Here is a 16,047-nt window from a genome sequence, read left to right on the forward strand (position 1 = left end):
GGATTGCTAGTATGAAGCATGAGAGTTACCTCTTTTTGTCTTTGATTAGTGATTAAGCACCTTTAATCAAAGCGGGTAACTCTCTTCTTTTCAAATTGAAGTGTCAGATCTAGTCGGAACTAATACACGTAGATTGCTTGTTCGTTGGGAAAAAAAATAGAAAACTACGAGGCCATACTGCATTTTGTTTGTGGCCTTATTGTTTGGAACCTATCCCTTTGGGATAGGTTCTAATAGAAAATTTGTTTGCTTTGAACATCCAAATAAATCTTATTGGCTAATTTTTGTCCACCACAATAGACAAAATAGACCTCGCGATCTTGGTACTTAACCGACTTAACCCACCCGCCTAACTCTTCAAAATCGTGCGGAGCGCAGATTTTCTCTTTGATTAGCTCATCGGTTTTCATCAAAAACACTTCTTCATGAAGCTTAAAGTCATCCGATTTGCTCACATATTCAGTCAATGTGACACGTCTTTCTTGCTTGGTGATCACAGGTGGCTGCTCAACTAATCCATCCATCGGGATCCATTCAGCGACTTCTGGCCCCCCGTCTTCATAAACAAAATAATCTGTTATTCTTCCCCAACCATCACTTTTTTCAAGGATTTTCACTTTATCGCCACGGTAAAGTACTCTTTCCACAAAAGCGTCACTCTCTGCCTTCTCTCGCACACCCAATTTGGGAGAGTTCACATAAAAGTCAATTAGTTCAGGTTTAAGAGGAGGTGGAAGTTCTGCAACCGCTTCCTCCACTATAGGCTTTTGAGGTTCTTCATCTGGAAGCGCATTAAGTAATTCTTGCTGAGGAATGAAATAAAGAAAATAGTATCCCACCCCCGCACCAGCAAGGCCAATCAGCAATAATACTATCATCAGAATCTTTTTCATTTTGGTGCTCATTCCTTTTTTTCGGACTGCACTCTTTACTCGTTCATTAATTATAGTAGAGATCTCCCCAAGTAAATTTTCTGCCAATGTCGATAGTATGGTAGCGGCAAGTTTGTCACTAACTTGATTGATTACCTTATGTTTTTCTCTCTTAACACCATAAATGGAATAAAGCGCTCATATTGCTACTACGCCTAAATTCACTTGATGAGATAAATCTTTATAGAAAATGATCACACATTGCCTTTTTTTCGTACTAAATTTAGTTAACAGCAAGGAGCTAATAATGAAATACATCTATTTTTTCTTAATCTCGATTTTCTCTACTCATCTTTACGCGGGAGAAACCCAAATTTACAATGTAAATGTAAATGTAAATGGAAATGACTACCAAGGCTATTGGGCGAAAGCGTCAGATTCAGCGCCATTGGTGTTATTGGTTCATGATTGGGATGGATTGACAGATTACGAAATGAAACGAGCTGATATGTTACGTGAGCTAGGTTACAATGTTTTCGCTGTCGATCTTTTTGGTAAAGGTATACGCCCTGAAAAGGTCGAAGACCGCCGCCAGCACACCGGTGAGCTCTATAAAGACAGAGCAAAACTAAGAGCACTAATGCAAGGCGGTGTTGACTTCGCAACTACATTGGGTGGCAATGCGAACAACCTAGTTGTGATGGGGTACTGTTTTGGCGGTGCAGCAGTGCTTGAGTCTGCCAGAGCAGGCATGATAGCGAAAGGCTTTGTTACCTTTCACGGTGGTCTTGAAACGCCAGCAGGCCAATCGTATGCTGGCACAAAATCGCCAATTGTTGTTTTTCACGGTACAGCAGATACAGCCATTACTATGGAGCAATTTGCTAACTTAGCCACTGAGCTAGAAACACAAAAAGTGCCTCACGAAATGACAACGTATGGCGGTGCACCTCACGCCTTTACTGTTTTTGATTCAGATCGTTATAGAAAAGATACCGATGAGAAATCATGGGCAAGCTTCACAACCTTCCTAGCTGAGCAAACGATGTAACAGTGTAATGGTACGGTTAACTTGGATGGTATTTAAGCCTTATAATTATCACTACTTATAAGGAATCTGATATGTCACCAAAACTACGAGTGCAAATCACCCCTCAACAGAAGCTTGAATATGCCAAGATGATGGTTGAAGATGGTTACACCAATCAACAGATACAAGATATCAGTGGTGCTTGTTCATCAGCTGTAGTGCGCTGGAAGTGCCAATATAAAGAAGAAATGTTAGGCATGACACCCACTAACAGAGTGGCATTAACACCAGAGCAGCAACGTATACAAGAGTTGGAAAAACAACTTGCTAGAGCCAAAAGAGACATCGATATATTAAAAAAGCCAGCGCCTTGTTCATACAAAGTCAGTAAAGCCTGACGTTGTCAGAAAATTGAAGAAGGCGCACCCAAAATTCACTATTTCTGAACTTTGCCGAGTGCTTGGCGTCGCCAGCAGCTGATTTTACTTATGGCAAGCGCCGAATACACCGAGAACTGGTAAAAAGTGATGTAAAGATAGGTTTAGCAAAAGTATCGAGACTGATAAAAGCCATTGAAATACCAGTTAAGTATCCGAAAAAAAGACATCGTTACAACGAGGTTGGTGAAGAAAGTATCTATGCACCTAATATATTGAAAAGGCAGTTTACCCCCGAAACTCACAATATTCATTGGGTGACGGATGTGACCTATATTCGTTCCCATCAAGGTTGGAGTTACTTGGCATGCGTATTAGATCTAGCAACGAAAGAGGTGGTCGGATATTCGTTGTCACGCTCCCCTGATACCAATTTAACTTTGGCCGCATTAGACAATGTCAATCATCAGTCAATCGTAATGGAGGTAGAGAGCTACATTCGTTTTTACAACTATAAACGAAGTCATAGTGGGATTGATTATTTGACGCCAAATGAAAAATACCAACAAATGCAAAAAGTGGCTTAAAAACTCTCCAAAAAGCTGGATCATTACAGGGATCGTGGGGCGGATACTGTAAAACGGGTTACAGTGACTTTTGCAAACTATGGATTGCGCAACCTCAATAAAAAAAGCCACCGAAAATCGGTGGCTTAATATTATAATAAAAAGCTAATATCTCTTTCTTTGATCGCTATTTGTCTTTACCTAATGATAGTAACCATATCGAAAAAGCGGCAACAACTGCAAAACCGCTGAAGATAATAACGGGCATAGCGCTGTAACCTAGGATATGCCAAATAACCGATTCTAATGTACTCATGGGTTAATCCTTCTATTGCCAGCCTTCAACACCTTGCATGTCTGGTAGTTTATGAGCGATGCCTTTGTGGCAATCTACACACGTTTTTTCACCAGAAGCAAGTGCTGTCGAGTGTTGCTCAACACTGCGTGGACCCTGTTCAGAGAAGTCCATGAACTCAAACTCATGGCAGTTACGACATTCAAGTGAGTCATTACTTTTCAAGCGCGACCACTCTCGTTCCGCTAAATGAGCGCGACGTGCTTGGAATTTTTCGGGTGTGCTAATTGTTCCTAATACGTAATGAGCAAACAGTTCTTTCGAAGCTTGTACTTTACGCACAATTTTGTCTGTCCATTCATGCGGAACGTGGCAATCAGAGCAGATAGCTCTCACTCCTGAACGGTTTGAATAGTGTATGGTTTCTTGGATTTCAGCGACGATAGGAGCGTGGCAACCTGAGCAAAACTCTTCAGTGTTGGTGGCTTCCATACCAGTGTTGAATGCCCCCCAGAATAGAAGCCCACCCGCAAAGCCCATAAACAATACAATGCCAACGGCAGCCTTGCTCGGGCTTATTAGTCGCTTCCAAAACGCTTTCAGTAATTTCATATATAGCCTCTTATGCTGTATTTGTGGCTATGATTAGCGTAGCGAATCAACAGGTTTAAATTCGTTCTCAACCAATGGTTTTGCATCGGCTTGGGGAACGTGGCACTGCAAACAGAAGTAACGGCGCGGTGACACGTCCGCTAATACGGCATCATCACGGTTCACATAGTGAGTGACGCTGATTTTTGTCGCTCCCATCTCTTTTGCGTTTTTCCAGCTATGGCAAGAGAGACATTTATTAGCATTTAATGACACTTCATAGCCGCGAATATTGTGCGGAATGAGTGGTGGCTGGTACACGTATTCACTCTCTAACGCATGGTCACGAGGGTAGTGCTTAAAATCGTCCGCAGGGCGAGTATCTTCCAGTTGTGTTGCGCCTCGTAAAGATTCAAGCCCACCAGTGCCGCCAGGGTTTTCAAGCTGAGCTTGAGCTACCCCAACAAGTAATGCATTGACAGATAAAAGCGCGATTAGTAGTTTTTTCATCTTAAAATTCTCCGCCTAATGGCTCATTCTTTGAGCGGCTGCGCTGTGGCAGCCGATACATTCGTTAACGGGCTTATGCCACTTTGGTGATCTTAACTGGGCACTTTTTGAAGTCAGTTTGCTTCGATAGTGGATCCGTCGCGTCTAAGATCAGCTTATTAATAAGAATGCGAGCATCAAAGAACGGTACAAATACTAAGCCTTGAGGTGGGCGGTTACGACCACGAGTTTCAACTCGTACTCGAACCTCACCGCGTTTGTTTGAAATCAGTACTTCATCACCACGGCGAAGACCTCGTGATTTTGCATCTTCAGGATGGAGATAACACAACGCATCTGGTACGGCTTTATACAGCTCAGGTACACGACGCGTCATGGTGCCAGTGTGCCAGTGTTCCAGTACACGACCGGTACATAACCACAAGTCGAATTCCGCATCAGGCGTTTCTGGTGGTGCTTCGTAAGGGGCTGAAATGATCCACGCTTTACCATCAGGTTTACCATAGAAATCCCAGTCAGAGCCTTTCTTCGCATAAGGATCCGAGCCTTCCTTAAAGCGCCATAATGTTTCTTTGCCATCAACCACAGGCCAGCGTAGTCCGCGTACTTTATGGTAGGTATCATAAGGTGCTAAATCGTGACCGTGACCACGTCCAAAGCTAGCGTATTCTTCAAATAGCCCTTTTTGTACGTAGAAACCAAAGTGATGGGCATCGTCATTCAATTCACGAGCTTCTTCAATTGGGAATTGGTCAACTTGTCCGTTTTTGAATAGTATATCAAACAGAGTTTTACCTCGGTATTCTGGCGCTTTGGCGAGCAGTTCTTCTGGCCACACTTCTTCTACTTTGAAGCGTTTAGAGAACTCCATTACTTGCCATGAGTCAGATTTAGCTTCACCGACAGTGTCCACTTGTTGATACCAAGCTTGGGTACGACGCTCAGCATTACCGTAAGCGCCTTCTTTTTCTATCCACATTGCAGTTGGAAGAATAAGGTCAGCTGCTTGCGCGGTTGCTGTTGGATACGGGTCAGAAACGACAATAAAGTTTTCTGGGTTACGATAACCTGGCAAACGTTCTTCGTTGATGTTTGGGCCTGCTTGCATGTTGTTGTTACATTGGACCCAATAAGCGTTGAGCTTGCCATCTTTCAACATACGATCTTGCAGTACAGCATGGAAGCCTGGCTTTGGTGGAATGGTGCCTTCCGGTAGTTTCCATGTTTTTTCAGCAATAGCACGGTGTTTTGGGTTGGCGACCACCATGTCAGCAGGCAGGCGGTGAGCAAAGGTACCCACTTCACGCGCAGTACCGCAAGCTGAAGGTTGACCCGTTAACGAGAATGGACTGTTGCCTGGCGTCGCGATTTTGCCCGTTAATAAGTGGATATTGTACACAAGGCTATTCATCCAAACACCGCGGGTGTGCTGATTCATACCCATGGTCCACAGCGACATAACTTTAATGTTTGGATCTGCATATTGCTTGGCGAGTGCAATCAACTTATCTGGTGCAACGCCAGATAATTCTGATGCTTTTTCGACGGTATAAGGGGCAACAGAAGCTTTGTACTCTTCAAAATTGATGGCCGTCATATCGCCAGAGTTAGCATTTTTTGCTGCTTTTTGCAGTGGATGTTCATCACGCAGACCATAACCAATGTCGGTAGTCGCTTGCTTGAAGTTGGTGTGCTTATTGACGAAATCCCAGTTTACCGCATCATTTTGAATGATGTAGTTGGCAATAAAATTGGCAATAGCAAGGTCAGATTGAGGGTGGAAAATGTAACCGTTATCAGCCAATTCGAAAGAACGATGGTAGTAAGTCGATAGAACGTTGACTTTAACATGTGGGTGACTTAAACGGCGGTCAGTGATACGAGTCCAAAGCACAGGGTGCATTTCTGCCATGTTTGAACCCCAAAGCACAAATGCGTCAGCATGTTCGAAGTCGTCATAACAGCCCATTGGTTCATCAATACCGAAGCTACGCATAAAACCGACAACGGCCGATGCCATACAGTGACGTGCGTTCGGGTCGATATTGTTGGAACGAAAACCGGCTTTCATCAGTTTAACGGCAGCGTAACCTTCCATAACGGTCCATTGACCAGAGCCAAACATACCAACGCTGGTTGGCCCTTTATCTTTCAGTGCCTGTTTCCATTTATCCGCCATTACATCGAAAGCTTGATCCCATGAAACGGGAGTGAAGTCGCCATCTTTGTGGTATTGACCATCTTTCATGCGTAGTAGCGGCTGTTCAAGGCGATCTTTCCCATACATGATTTTTGAAAGGAAATAGCCTTTTATACAATTCAACCCTTTGTTTACTGGTGCTTCAGGGTCACCTTGCGTGGCAACTACTTTACCGTTTTGGGTACCGACCAACACAGAGCAACCTGTACCGCAGAAACGACAAGGAGCTTTATCCCAAGTAATTTTGGTTTGGTCTGTACTGGCAATTAGGTTAGTTGCAGAGGCAGGTAAGCTAATTCCTGCAACGGCAGCAGCTGATGCGGCCGCGTTTGCTTTCACAAACGCACGTCTTGTCATTTTCATACTTCACCCTCAATTTGGGAATGTTGTTTTCCATTGTCAGTATTAATTTCGTCTAGATCCGTCTCAATTTGGTGATACACCAAAACGGTACTGAGAACGTGCGGTAAATTGTCAATCGCATCAATCGTGTCAGTGACAAAACCTTGGTTTTCGGTTTCCAACACCACGACTATTTTTCCTTCTGGACTTTCACCATAAATTTCAGCGTTATCAAACGATTCGATTTGCGCTTTTATAGCGGCTAAGTGTTCGGGGACAACATGAACGACTAAGCTTGAAATGTGCACTTCGTTGAGCGACATATTTATCTCTCATTATTATTAATATGGTTTACACTGATGGCAGCGGTAGGGCAGAGAGAAACACAGGCTCCACATCCATTGCAGTCATCGATGTTTATAATGGGTTGTGCGACCTTGCCAATTTGTAATTTGAAGCTTATCGCCATTAATTCACAGGTTTCGCTACAACTGCGACATTCGACATTTTGTTCTGCTAAGCAAGCTTGGCTTATTGCGGCTTTAGCTAACCAAGGTGTTTCTGTCCTTGGTTTGAAAATAGGCTCAGGACAGGCATCGGCACATTGATAGCAAAAAGTGCATTCATCAATACGGAAATCAACCGTGGGAAACCCTCCATCACCATGCGTGATAATACGAGTTTCACAAGTCGCCAAGCAGCGTCCGCAGCGGGTACAGTTATCAGTGAATGCATTTGGTTTTGCAATCCAAGGCAGGCGGACGATATTGTCGTCAACATGATGCCTTGCAAAGAAACGTCTTTTTGATAAATCGACCAAAGTTATACACCCTGAATTTAATGTAACGACTAGTAATAAAAGCTTAGCTTGTGCTTAACAAATTTTCATTTATCTATATATAAATTGTAGTTTTTGTCATATATGTATAAATACCTATAAGGGGGTAATTGGCGGGGTATGTTGTTTTAGATCAACAAATTCTGACCCGAGTGATCACATATTGAATGGTTTTCACGGCTTGCGTATAAATCGGATATAATATTTATAGCCATGAACTGGGAGTCATTTTTTGATACAAAATACGGGAAAATCGGTTACAAGTACGATTGCTAAAGCAATGTCGTTGATCTTGTTGCTATCGGTTGCGATCACCGGTTATGCAATTATTACTTTGGCCTCGTCGCTAAATGATGCGGAAGCAGTGAATGTAGCGGGGTCAATGCGCATGCAAAGCTATCGATTAGCGCATGATATTCACAGTAACTCGGTAGATTATCCTTCGCACATTTATTTATTTGAGCAATCTTTGTATTCATCTTCGATGAAAGCGTTGCAGCGTTGGCCTGTCCCTAAAGAGATCACTCAAGATTACTATCAGTTAATCATTCGCTGGCATCAGTTAAAAAAGGTCTTAAATAGCGAAAACAAAGCGCAATATCTTGATGAAGTCGCTCAATTTGTGGCTCAGGTTGATGGTTTCGTTTTCAAGTTACAGCATTTCTCTGAACAAAAACTGATTAAACTTGCTTGGTTTGGCGGTATTGGCTTAGGTGGTGTTTTGGGGATATCACTGTTTGTCGTTCACTTTATTCGCAAAGAAGTGGTGGTTCCGCTAAGGTCATTGGTCACCGCCAGTGAACAGATTCAAAACCGCTCTTTTGATGTTGAACTGAATGTGACTAGCCACAATGAGATGGGGATTTTAACGCGTACTTTTAACCGAATGGCAAAAGATCTTGGGCAGTTATATCGAGGGCTTGAGCTGGCGGTTAACGAAAAAACTCATAAGTTAGAAAATGCAAACCAGTCGCTTCAAGTGCTATATAATTCTTCACAAGAATTAACAGCATCGCGTATTAGCCAAGATAATTTTCAGGCAATTTTAAGACACATAGTCAGTTTGGAAGGTGTGGTTTCTGCTCGGTTGGAGGTGCATGATGAAGAGGGGAAAAGCACAGTGTTGTCTCAAGGTGAGTGCAGCAATGAGTCACCGTTGCCATTGACCCTTGGTGGAAAACAACTTGGTAACTTATATATCCAATACGGTTTGCCTTGTCCGAATAAAACATTGATTGATAACTTCGTGCAAATTTTGTCGCGGGCTATTTATTACAATCAAACTCAAAAGCAAGCCGAGCAACTGATTTTAATGGAAGAACGTGCAACGATTGCTCGCGAACTGCATGATTCTTTAGCTCAGTCACTATCGTATCTAAAAATACAAGTATCCTTGTTAAAACGAGTCATCGGTAGACAGAATCAGCACAAAGATGAAGCCAGTACTAAACAAATCATTGTTGATATCGACCAAGGTTTGTCGGGGGCTTATACCCAACTGCGTGAGTTATTAACCACGTTCAGATTAACCATACGCGAAGGTAATTTTGGTCAGGCTTTAAAAGAGATGCTTGAACAGCTTGGTTCACAAACTACAGCGCAGATAGTGCTGAGTAATAACTTATCTTCAATGGAATTAGACGCACACCAACAGGTGCATTTATTGCAGTTAATCCGCGAAGCAACGATGAATGCCATCAAACATGCTAGTGCAAATTCAATTGCTATCTTTTGCGATCAATCCGATGAGGATGTGGTAGTTATGGTTAAGGATGATGGTGTCGGTTTTGATAAACATTCAGCTAAGCTGAATCACTATGGTTTAACGATTATGCAAGAAAGAGCAACTAGATTGTACGGTGATTTATCAGTAACATCTTCACCAAATTCGGGATGTGAAGTTGTATTAAAATTTAAGAATTCAAAGGATACACATTATGACAATATGTAGAGTAATGCTGGTGGATGATCATCCTTTGATGAGACGCGGTATAAACCAGCTACTGAGTTTTGAAGATGATTTTGAAATCGTAGCTGAAGCTAATAATGGTATGGATGCGATAGCATTGGCTCATGAAACTGAGCCAGACTTAATTTTGCTCGATTTGAATATGAAGGGCATGTCAGGGTTAGACACGCTCAAAGCTCTGCGAGCCGATGAGTCGAATGCCATTATTGTCATTCTAACGGTTTCAGATAATGCGTCAGATATTGAAGCGATCGTTAAACAAGGCGCTGATGGCTACCTTTTAAAAGACACTGAGCCTGATGAACTGATTGAACTATTGAGAGATGCAGCGCGTGGTGAAAAGGCGTACTCGCAATTTGTAAGTCGCTACTTAAGTGAACGTGATGATCATGAAAATGTGTTTGATGCCTTAACAAGCCGAGAAATGCAGATATTAAAAGAAGTGGCAAAAGGGTATCGCAATAAACAAATCGCGGATCGTTTGTTTATTTCAGAGTCGACAGTAAAAGTCCATATGAAAAGTTTGCTGAAAAAGCTAAAAGTACCTTCGAGAACTGCTGCAACGATACTTTATTTAGAGTACTTTGGTGACAATCAATAGCAATAAAACAGTTATAAAAAGGGCGTTCAATTGAACGCCCTTAGTTTTTGGTAACGGTGTTATGCCGTCATTGGTACAAGTATTACTGTACCGATAATAACGGTAATCAAGCCTAATAACACTGGCACAGAAGTACGTTTTACCACTTCAAATGGGCTGATATGCCCCATGCCTGCAGTTGCTACTACCACCCCAGAAACTGGTGAAATAGTACGGCCTAGGTTTGAAGCTTGAAGCATTGGGATAATCAGAAACGCTGGGTTGATGCCTAATTTAGCAGCTAAAGAAGGCGCAAGTTCTACAAACGCATAGAATGGTGCGTTACCTGAACCGGTTGCAATAGCGGCAGCGACAGTCAAACCAGTTAAAATGAGCATTAGCGCAACACCGCCAGCCCCCGCAGATTCAGCAAGATGAAGTAGATTATCAATCGCGCCAATAGACATCAGACCTTGTGCAAATACACCAGCTGCGACTAACAGCATTACTACACCTTTAAAGGCTTCAGCCATGCCTTCGTAACATGATTCAAGATCTTGCAGGGTTTCTTTACCATTAAAACGTTTAGTCACGAAATCAATCAGTGCACCGAGGAAGATAGAGCCGACAACAATGGTGTAAATATCGAGGCTTAATCCTTCAATAGTCTCGCCGTTAAACAAGAATACACCGATAATAGGTAGAAAAGGTAGTGCAGCATAATAGGCTGGGGCATTGACCTCGATAGTTGACACATCAATTTTTTCCATTGGTGTATTGTCTTTCTTATCTAGATATTTATTCCAGAAAAACGCTGCCGCAGCCATGACGATGATGGCACAAATCGATACAGGTAAAACGGTTTCTACGGCAAATACGTGTAACGGTAAGCCTGATTTTTCAGCCGCAATAACAACGTCGCCAGAAGTAGGAGAAAGGATGATCGCTGCAGGCGATGCACAAACGGCAACTGCTGCCGGGCGTGAAATGCCCATTGCGGTCATCATTGGGAATAACGTCGCCATTAATAACACGCCAAGACCCGTTGCAGAACTGACAGCTAGTGACATTAGACACGCTACAATATAAGCAGCAACAAGTAATACGTATGGAGATTTGATCACCGAAAGAGGTTTAGAAAATTGTTTTACGACAACGTTATTGGCACCAATGTGAGTCATATACGACGCAAAACCACACAGCAACATGATTTGCATACCTAGGCCACCCCCACGGTATTGCAGCATATATTTCACGTACTCAAGCGAGTCGGTCACCATGTTGCCAGTAGAAGCAATTTTAGCAGGCAAAATTTTATAGCCCAATAATCCTGTTAATAAAAGCAGTAAGATACCTGCGGTCAATAATACGCCCGCAGGTTTGTATCCTTTTACAATGAAGTAACCAACTGCAACCGTTACCACTAAGCCAATGAGAAGCTCCAGCATTTAACTCTCCTGAAATTATGAAAAAGTTCAACAATGTGTATCAATTTATGATAAGGAATTTACAGAAAAGAGTGCTGTAGCACGAGAGTAACTTGAACATTAAATGATCTAAAACAAGAAAAATATCACTTAGAAGCCTAGTTTAAAATTCTGGGATAGTGTTATGGGTTTAGATGTTAAAACTATTGATGGTATCAGTAGTAAGGTTATATCTCGTGTATTTTCACTTATGGAAAGGATCGCAAAAGTCAGTGTAACAGGGCTGCCCCTGTTACACTAAAATATAATGATAGAATTTAAGAGTACTGACGAACGATAAGCTGCCAATTGGCTCTTTGTTGCTCTAATTGCTGTTTTACTTGTAGATAACGTAGCTTAAGCAACGAATGCTCATATTTGCGTACCATATTATGTTTTTTACTTTCTAAGATTTGTTTTTTTAATTCGTAGTACTCATGCAATTGCTGAGTAAGGGAGTCAAATTCACGTTGAATATTCGCCATTACATGCTGATGGTTAGGTAGTGCCTCGATTTTCTTTTGTGTATTTTTGAATGCCATTAAGGCTTTCGCTTTTTCTACTTTAAATTGAGGAGAAACGCGTAATTTACGAGCTAACCCAAACCAAGCACAAACTTTAATCAACCACTTTGTCGGATCATACTGCCACCAATAAATACCATTCCGGTAGTCATTTTCAAAAATATGGTGGTAGTTGTGGTAACCTTCTCCGAAAGTGAAAAACGCTAAAATTCCATTGTCTTTCGCAGTGTTTTTATCAGTGTACGGTTGAGTTCCCCAAATGTGGGCCAACGAATTGATAAAAAATGTGGTGTGGTGGTTAAGAACCAAGCGTAGCGCGCCGACGACTAGAATCATGCCAATCATATCGTTATAAATCAGCCCTAACGCAATAGGCACCCCAAAGTTCATAATGATAGCTAAGGGGACGTAGTACTTATGTTGCCACATCACGATTTTATCTTTCTGCAAATCGCGGCAATTGCTGTAATCGGTATAGCTGTCATTATGATAATCACGAAGCATCCATCCAATATGTGAAAACCAAAACCCCCGCTTTGCTGAATAAGGGTCTTTATCATTATTGTCGACATGCTTATGGTGTACACGATGGTCAGAAGACCAATGTAGCGCACTATTTTGTAGTGCAAATGCACCACCTAAAGCAAACAATATCCGCAAAGACCAGTGTGCTTCATAGGCTTTATGAGACCAAAGTCGGTGGTAACCAGCGGTGATGGAAAGATTACAAAATGAGAAACAAACGACCAACCATAACCAATGTTCGAGACCATAGCCAAATTGCCATCCATATAAAGGCGCAGCGATAGCAGCCAACAAAAAGCTCGAGCTAAACACAAAAATATTTAACCATATCAGTGGTGGTTTTGAATTTGATTCCATAACAAAAAAGTCCTTGGGCTTACATGTGTTCGCTAGAATATCAGCGCACACATGTAAGTCAAACAAGTTTAGCTAATCTTTATGTAAAATGTGAACAGTATGTTTTGCTTTTTCCTTTGAAGCGAATAGTATAAAAGGCGACAATAATCCTTACAGGAAGTAATAAGGACTAGGATATGGAAATTAAAGTAGCTGAATATTGTGATTATGAACGAATTGCACAGCTTCATGCACAGAGTTGGCGCACCCACTACCAAGGTATTTTGGGCAAAGAATACCTCGACAATGATGTACTCGAAGACCGTTTATTGATCTGGCAAACACGCCTTATCAACCCACCATTTAATCAACACGTATTGTTGATTGAAGAGGGTGGGTTATTGTGTGGTTTTATATGTGCATTTGGTAATCATGATTTTGAAAAAGGGAGCATTATTGAATCCCTTCATATTGACGAAAACTATCGAGGTCGAGGTATCGGCCGTAAGCTCATTCAAGAGATGGTATCTTGGATTAATCACTACTTTCCTGACAGCGGTGTATATCTGGAAGTGATGGCTGATAATAAGCAAGCCATTGATTTTTATGATTACCTTGAAAGTCAGCCTAAAAGCGAGCGTTTATGGCATTCACCCTGTGGAAATGATATCAAAGAGTGCGTTTATTCTTGGAAAAGCCCCAACGATTTACTGACTGCGGTTTCAGCTTGATTCTACTTTGAAAGACGTTGTGCGTATCATCTTATGTTATTAAATCTTTTCATCTCTAAAAACAGTTTAACCTAGAAATACGAGATACAGTAAATACGGCCAGCATACGCTGGCCGTATTGCAGATTACTGGTTTGCTTTATCTTGATGATGATCGCGATAGTATTGCCACTGTTCTACTTTGTTGCCTTCTGACAATACACAATAAGTGACACGCATACCATTCTCAGTCACGGTTTCCAGCATACCGTTTTGCTGCACACAATATACTGCTGCTGGGTTAGAAACTGACGTGTATTGTTTTACTTGATATTGCTCGGAGTTGTTGGAAGAACAACCCACCAGCGCAATAGAAGCAATAATGGCACCTAAAAATAAACCGCTTTTTTTCATGATTTGACCTCGAGTATATTCAATGAGTGGCTTAGTGATATTGTAGAATAACTTTTTAAAAACCATTGTGTTAAGTTTGTCAAAAGATCGATGTCGTCTAGAATTAAAGCGTATAGCTGATAGGAAAGTATGAATTTAGTCTCATTACTCATCCACTTGTCTTAGAAATGCCAATGAAGGTGGGCTAGTGGTGAATAGAGAATAGCGCTTTTGTAAGGAAACGAACTATGTCTGAAACGCAGCAAGAACAAAGTAAATTTCGATTGGTGACACGCAGTGATTTTGATGGTTTAGTGTGTGCCGTTTTGTTAAAACGGCTTGATCTTATTGATGATATTTTATTTGTACACCCCAAAGATATGCAAGATGGCAAAGTGGAAACAACCGAGCGTGATATTGTTACCAACCTACCTTATGTTGCCAATGCTCATTTAATTTTTGATCACCATTTGTCAGAAACGATCCGCAACGAAGGTGAACGTCCTAATCACATTATTGACCCACACGCTCCTTCTGCGGCTCATGTTGTATGGGAATATTATGATGGTAACAACACTTTCCCCCAAGAGTGGCAGGAAATGCTCATTGCTGTTGATAAAGGTGACTCAGCCCAGTTTAGCCGTGATGAAGTATTAGATTCGACTGGATGGAATTTGCTGAACTTCTTAATGGATGCCAGAACAGGGTTAGGGCGTTTTCGTGAGTTCCGTATCTCAAACTACAATTTGATGATGGATTTGATTGAATATTGCGCAAGTCATTCTATCGACGACATACTTGCCTTGCCGGATGTACAAGAACGTATTGCTTTGTACCGTGAGCATGAAACGTTGTTCAAACAACAAATCCAAAGGTGTGCCAAAGTTTACTCTAACTTGGTATTCCTAGATCTTACTGCGGAAGAGACGATCTATGCGGGGAACCGTTTCATCATTTATGCGTTGTTCCCACAGTGTAATATCTCGATCCATAAAATGTGGGGATTCCAAAAGCAGAATATTGTGTTTGCGACTGGCAAGTCGATTTTTGATCGCAGCTCAAAAACTAATATTGGTGCACTGATGCTTAAATTTGGTGGAGGCGGGCATCAAGCGGCGGGAACGTGTCAAATTACGATAGAGCAAGCCGAGCAAGTTGAAAAAAATCTAATCAAACAGATAACTACAGATGGTTAGTCTTTTACTATTCGTACAATAAAGCATTTAACAGGCCCTGCCAGTCAGGGCTTTTGCGTATCTGGTATGTTAGTCTTTAGCAAAATTCAAAATTCAAAATTCAAAATGACTAAATGCTATGAGACACCTTAACACCCTAATTCATCCTGATATTGATCACCTTGATGACAAAATTATTTTCCAACGAAATGCGGCCAGAGCAATAGTCTTAGATGGTGAAGATATATTGATGCTTTACACTGAACGCTACCATGACTACACCATTCCAGGCGGTGGTGTGGATGAAGGTGAAGATATTATCGCGGGCATGGTTCGCGAACTCCAAGAAGAAACTGGCGCTCAAAATATTCATTCAATTAAACCGTTTGGCCTGCTTGAAGAGTTTCGCCCTTGGTTCAAAGATAATGCCGATGTCGTGCATATGATCTCTTATTGCTACACCTGCAAAATTAATCGCCAATTAGGCAAAACCAATTACGAAGACTATGAGCAGAAAAATGGTATGAAGCCGGTTTGGATTAATATTCACGATGCTATTGCTCACAATGAGAAGACCATGGCAGAAAGTCCGAAAAAGGGTATGAGCATTGAGCGAGAAACGTTTCTGCTGCATTTGATTGCAAAAGAGCTGCTGTAGGTTAAAAATGTTTTAATGTCTTTTAAAACGCTAGATAGCATCCTCTGCTGCCACTTTGTCGCCATTTTTTGGCGGCAAAGAATTCAAAGAC

The 16,047-nt window shown here is 41.7% G+C and carries 16 protein-coding genes and 1 pseudogene; 7 read left to right on the forward strand and 10 right to left on the reverse strand.

Annotated elements, in window-relative coordinates; translation table 11 throughout:
• Positions 1 to 230 precede the first annotated feature (230 nt).
• On the reverse strand, positions 231 to 893 hold the full coding sequence (locus AACW06_RS15870) for a hypothetical protein (protein ID WP_192075811.1): 663 nt from the start codon (positions 891 to 893) through the stop codon (positions 231 to 233).
• A gap of 286 nt (positions 894 to 1,179) precedes the next feature.
• Between AACW06_RS15870 and AACW06_RS15875 the strand changes: the two genes are divergently transcribed.
• Positions 1,180 to 1,923 carry a dienelactone hydrolase family protein gene (locus AACW06_RS15875; RefSeq protein ID WP_192075812.1) on the forward strand — a complete coding sequence of 248 codons (744 nt, stop codon included), beginning with the start codon at positions 1,180 to 1,182 and terminating at the stop codon, positions 1,921 to 1,923.
• 71 nt (positions 1,924 to 1,994) lie between these two features.
• Positions 1,995 to 2,866, forward strand: a pseudogene (locus AACW06_RS15880) (DDE-type integrase/transposase/recombinase).
• A 166-nt stretch (positions 2,867 to 3,032) separates the two neighbouring features.
• Here the strand turns inward: AACW06_RS15880 and AACW06_RS15885 are convergent.
• The 6 genes from AACW06_RS15885 to napF form a co-directional block, all read right to left on the reverse strand.
• A complete protein-coding gene (locus tag AACW06_RS15885) occupies positions 3,033 to 3,161 on the reverse strand; it encodes a TIGR02808 family protein (protein ID WP_071233051.1) in 129 nt (42 codons plus the stop codon).
• Between the two features lie 12 nt (positions 3,162 to 3,173).
• The gene (locus tag AACW06_RS15890) at positions 3,174 to 3,752 is read right to left on the reverse strand and encodes a NapC/NirT family cytochrome c (RefSeq protein WP_192075813.1); all 579 of its coding nucleotides are present in this window, start codon (positions 3,750 to 3,752) and stop codon (positions 3,174 to 3,176) included.
• A gap of 33 nt (positions 3,753 to 3,785) precedes the next feature.
• Positions 3,786 to 4,241 (reverse strand): nitrate reductase cytochrome c-type subunit, encoded by a 456-nt coding sequence (locus AACW06_RS15895; RefSeq protein ID WP_192075814.1) that lies wholly within the window; start codon positions 4,239 to 4,241, stop codon positions 3,786 to 3,788.
• A 73-nt stretch (positions 4,242 to 4,314) separates the two neighbouring features.
• Entirely contained in the window at positions 4,315 to 6,804 is a 2,490-nt protein-coding gene (napA, locus tag AACW06_RS15900; protein WP_192075815.1) for a periplasmic nitrate reductase subunit alpha, read from the reverse strand.
• Positions 6,801 to 7,106 carry a chaperone NapD gene (locus tag AACW06_RS15905; protein ID WP_192075816.1) on the reverse strand — a complete coding sequence of 102 codons (306 nt, stop codon included), beginning with the start codon at positions 7,104 to 7,106 and terminating at the stop codon, positions 6,801 to 6,803. Before AACW06_RS15905 ends, napA begins: the two co-directional genes overlap by 4 nt.
• 2 nt (positions 7,107 to 7,108) lie before the next feature.
• Positions 7,109 to 7,603, reverse strand: a complete 495-nt coding sequence (gene napF, locus AACW06_RS15910) for a ferredoxin-type protein NapF (RefSeq protein ID WP_192075817.1) — start codon at positions 7,601 to 7,603, stop codon at positions 7,109 to 7,111.
• 298 nt (positions 7,604 to 7,901) lie between these two features.
• On the opposite strand from napF, the gene narQ reads away from it, so the two are divergent.
• Positions 7,902 to 9,572 (forward strand): nitrate/nitrite two-component system sensor histidine kinase NarQ, encoded by a 1,671-nt coding sequence (narQ, locus tag AACW06_RS15915; RefSeq protein WP_443263637.1) that lies wholly within the window; start codon positions 7,902 to 7,904, stop codon positions 9,570 to 9,572.
• Positions 9,559 to 10,191 carry a response regulator gene (locus AACW06_RS15920; RefSeq protein ID WP_192075819.1) on the forward strand — a complete coding sequence of 211 codons (633 nt, stop codon included), beginning with the start codon at positions 9,559 to 9,561 and terminating at the stop codon, positions 10,189 to 10,191. Before narQ ends, AACW06_RS15920 begins: the two co-directional genes overlap by 14 nt.
• Positions 10,192 to 10,250: 59 nt before the next feature.
• On the opposite strand, the gene dcuC is transcribed toward AACW06_RS15920, so the two are convergent.
• Positions 10,251 to 11,618 carry an anaerobic C4-dicarboxylate transporter DcuC gene (dcuC, locus tag AACW06_RS15925; RefSeq protein ID WP_192075820.1) on the reverse strand — a complete coding sequence of 456 codons (1,368 nt, stop codon included), beginning with the start codon at positions 11,616 to 11,618 and terminating at the stop codon, positions 10,251 to 10,253.
• A 296-nt stretch (positions 11,619 to 11,914) separates the two neighbouring features.
• Positions 11,915 to 13,042 carry an acyl-CoA desaturase gene (locus AACW06_RS15930; RefSeq protein WP_192075821.1) on the reverse strand — a complete coding sequence of 376 codons (1,128 nt, stop codon included), beginning with the start codon at positions 13,040 to 13,042 and terminating at the stop codon, positions 11,915 to 11,917.
• A 176-nt stretch (positions 13,043 to 13,218) separates the two neighbouring features.
• Here AACW06_RS15930 and AACW06_RS15935 point away from each other — a divergent pair, with 176 nt between their 5' ends.
• Positions 13,219 to 13,752 carry a GNAT family N-acetyltransferase gene (locus tag AACW06_RS15935; protein WP_192075822.1) on the forward strand — a complete coding sequence of 178 codons (534 nt, stop codon included), beginning with the start codon at positions 13,219 to 13,221 and terminating at the stop codon, positions 13,750 to 13,752.
• A gap of 125 nt (positions 13,753 to 13,877) precedes the next feature.
• On the opposite strand, the gene AACW06_RS15940 is transcribed toward AACW06_RS15935, so the two are convergent.
• Positions 13,878 to 14,144 (reverse strand): putative hemolysin, encoded by a 267-nt coding sequence (locus AACW06_RS15940; protein WP_192075823.1) that lies wholly within the window; start codon positions 14,142 to 14,144, stop codon positions 13,878 to 13,880.
• Between the two features lie 227 nt (positions 14,145 to 14,371).
• Here AACW06_RS15940 and AACW06_RS15945 point away from each other — a divergent pair, with 227 nt between their 5' ends.
• Together AACW06_RS15945 and AACW06_RS15950 are read left to right on the forward strand one after the other, a co-directional pair.
• A complete protein-coding gene (locus AACW06_RS15945) occupies positions 14,372 to 15,319 on the forward strand; it encodes a DHH family phosphoesterase (RefSeq protein ID WP_192075824.1) in 948 nt (315 codons plus the stop codon).
• 118 nt (positions 15,320 to 15,437) lie between these two features.
• Complete coding sequence (locus tag AACW06_RS15950) at positions 15,438 to 15,956, forward strand: NUDIX hydrolase (RefSeq protein WP_192075825.1); 519 nt, start codon at positions 15,438 to 15,440, stop codon at positions 15,954 to 15,956.
• The last annotated feature ends 91 nt before the right edge of the window (positions 15,957 to 16,047 follow it).

The sequence above is a fragment of the Vibrio sp. S12_S33 genome (assembly GCF_963889785.1).
Lineage (GTDB): Bacteria > Pseudomonadota > Gammaproteobacteria > Enterobacterales > Vibrionaceae > Vibrio > Vibrio aestuarianus.

Excerpts from the sequence above, each read along its gene's own strand:
- AACW06_RS15870 (WP_192075811.1), bottom strand. The coding sequence starts at position 893 with ATGAAAAAGATTCTGATGATAGTATTATTGCTGATTGGCCTTGCTGGT.
- AACW06_RS15875 (WP_192075812.1), top strand. The coding sequence starts at position 1,180 with ATGAAATACATCTATTTTTTCTTAATCTCGATTTTCTCTACTCATCTT.
- napA (WP_192075815.1), bottom strand. The coding sequence starts at position 6,804 with ATGAAAATGACAAGACGTGCGTTTGTGAAAGCAAACGCGGCCGCATCA.
- AACW06_RS15945 (WP_192075824.1), top strand. The coding sequence starts at position 14,372 with ATGTCTGAAACGCAGCAAGAACAAAGTAAATTTCGATTGGTGACACGC.
- AACW06_RS15935 (WP_192075822.1), top strand. The coding sequence starts at position 13,219 with ATGGAAATTAAAGTAGCTGAATATTGTGATTATGAACGAATTGCACAG.
- AACW06_RS15885 (WP_071233051.1), bottom strand. The coding sequence starts at position 3,161 with ATGAGTACATTAGAATCGGTTATTTGGCATATCCTAGGTTACAGCGCT.
- AACW06_RS15930 (WP_192075821.1), bottom strand. The coding sequence starts at position 13,042 with ATGGAATCAAATTCAAAACCACCACTGATATGGTTAAATATTTTTGTG.
- AACW06_RS15895 (WP_192075814.1), bottom strand. The coding sequence starts at position 4,241 with ATGAAAAAACTACTAATCGCGCTTTTATCTGTCAATGCATTACTTGTT.
- AACW06_RS15905 (WP_192075816.1), bottom strand. The coding sequence starts at position 7,106 with ATGTCGCTCAACGAAGTGCACATTTCAAGCTTAGTCGTTCATGTTGTC.
- AACW06_RS15940 (WP_192075823.1), bottom strand. The coding sequence starts at position 14,144 with ATGAAAAAAAGCGGTTTATTTTTAGGTGCCATTATTGCTTCTATTGCG.
- narQ (WP_443263637.1), top strand. The coding sequence starts at position 7,902 with ATGTCGTTGATCTTGTTGCTATCGGTTGCGATCACCGGTTATGCAATT.
- AACW06_RS15920 (WP_192075819.1), top strand. The coding sequence starts at position 9,559 with ATGACAATATGTAGAGTAATGCTGGTGGATGATCATCCTTTGATGAGA.
- dcuC (WP_192075820.1), bottom strand. The coding sequence starts at position 11,618 with ATGCTGGAGCTTCTCATTGGCTTAGTGGTAACGGTTGCAGTTGGTTAC.
- AACW06_RS15890 (WP_192075813.1), bottom strand. The coding sequence starts at position 3,752 with ATGAAATTACTGAAAGCGTTTTGGAAGCGACTAATAAGCCCGAGCAAG.
- AACW06_RS15950 (WP_192075825.1), top strand. The coding sequence starts at position 15,438 with ATGAGACACCTTAACACCCTAATTCATCCTGATATTGATCACCTTGAT.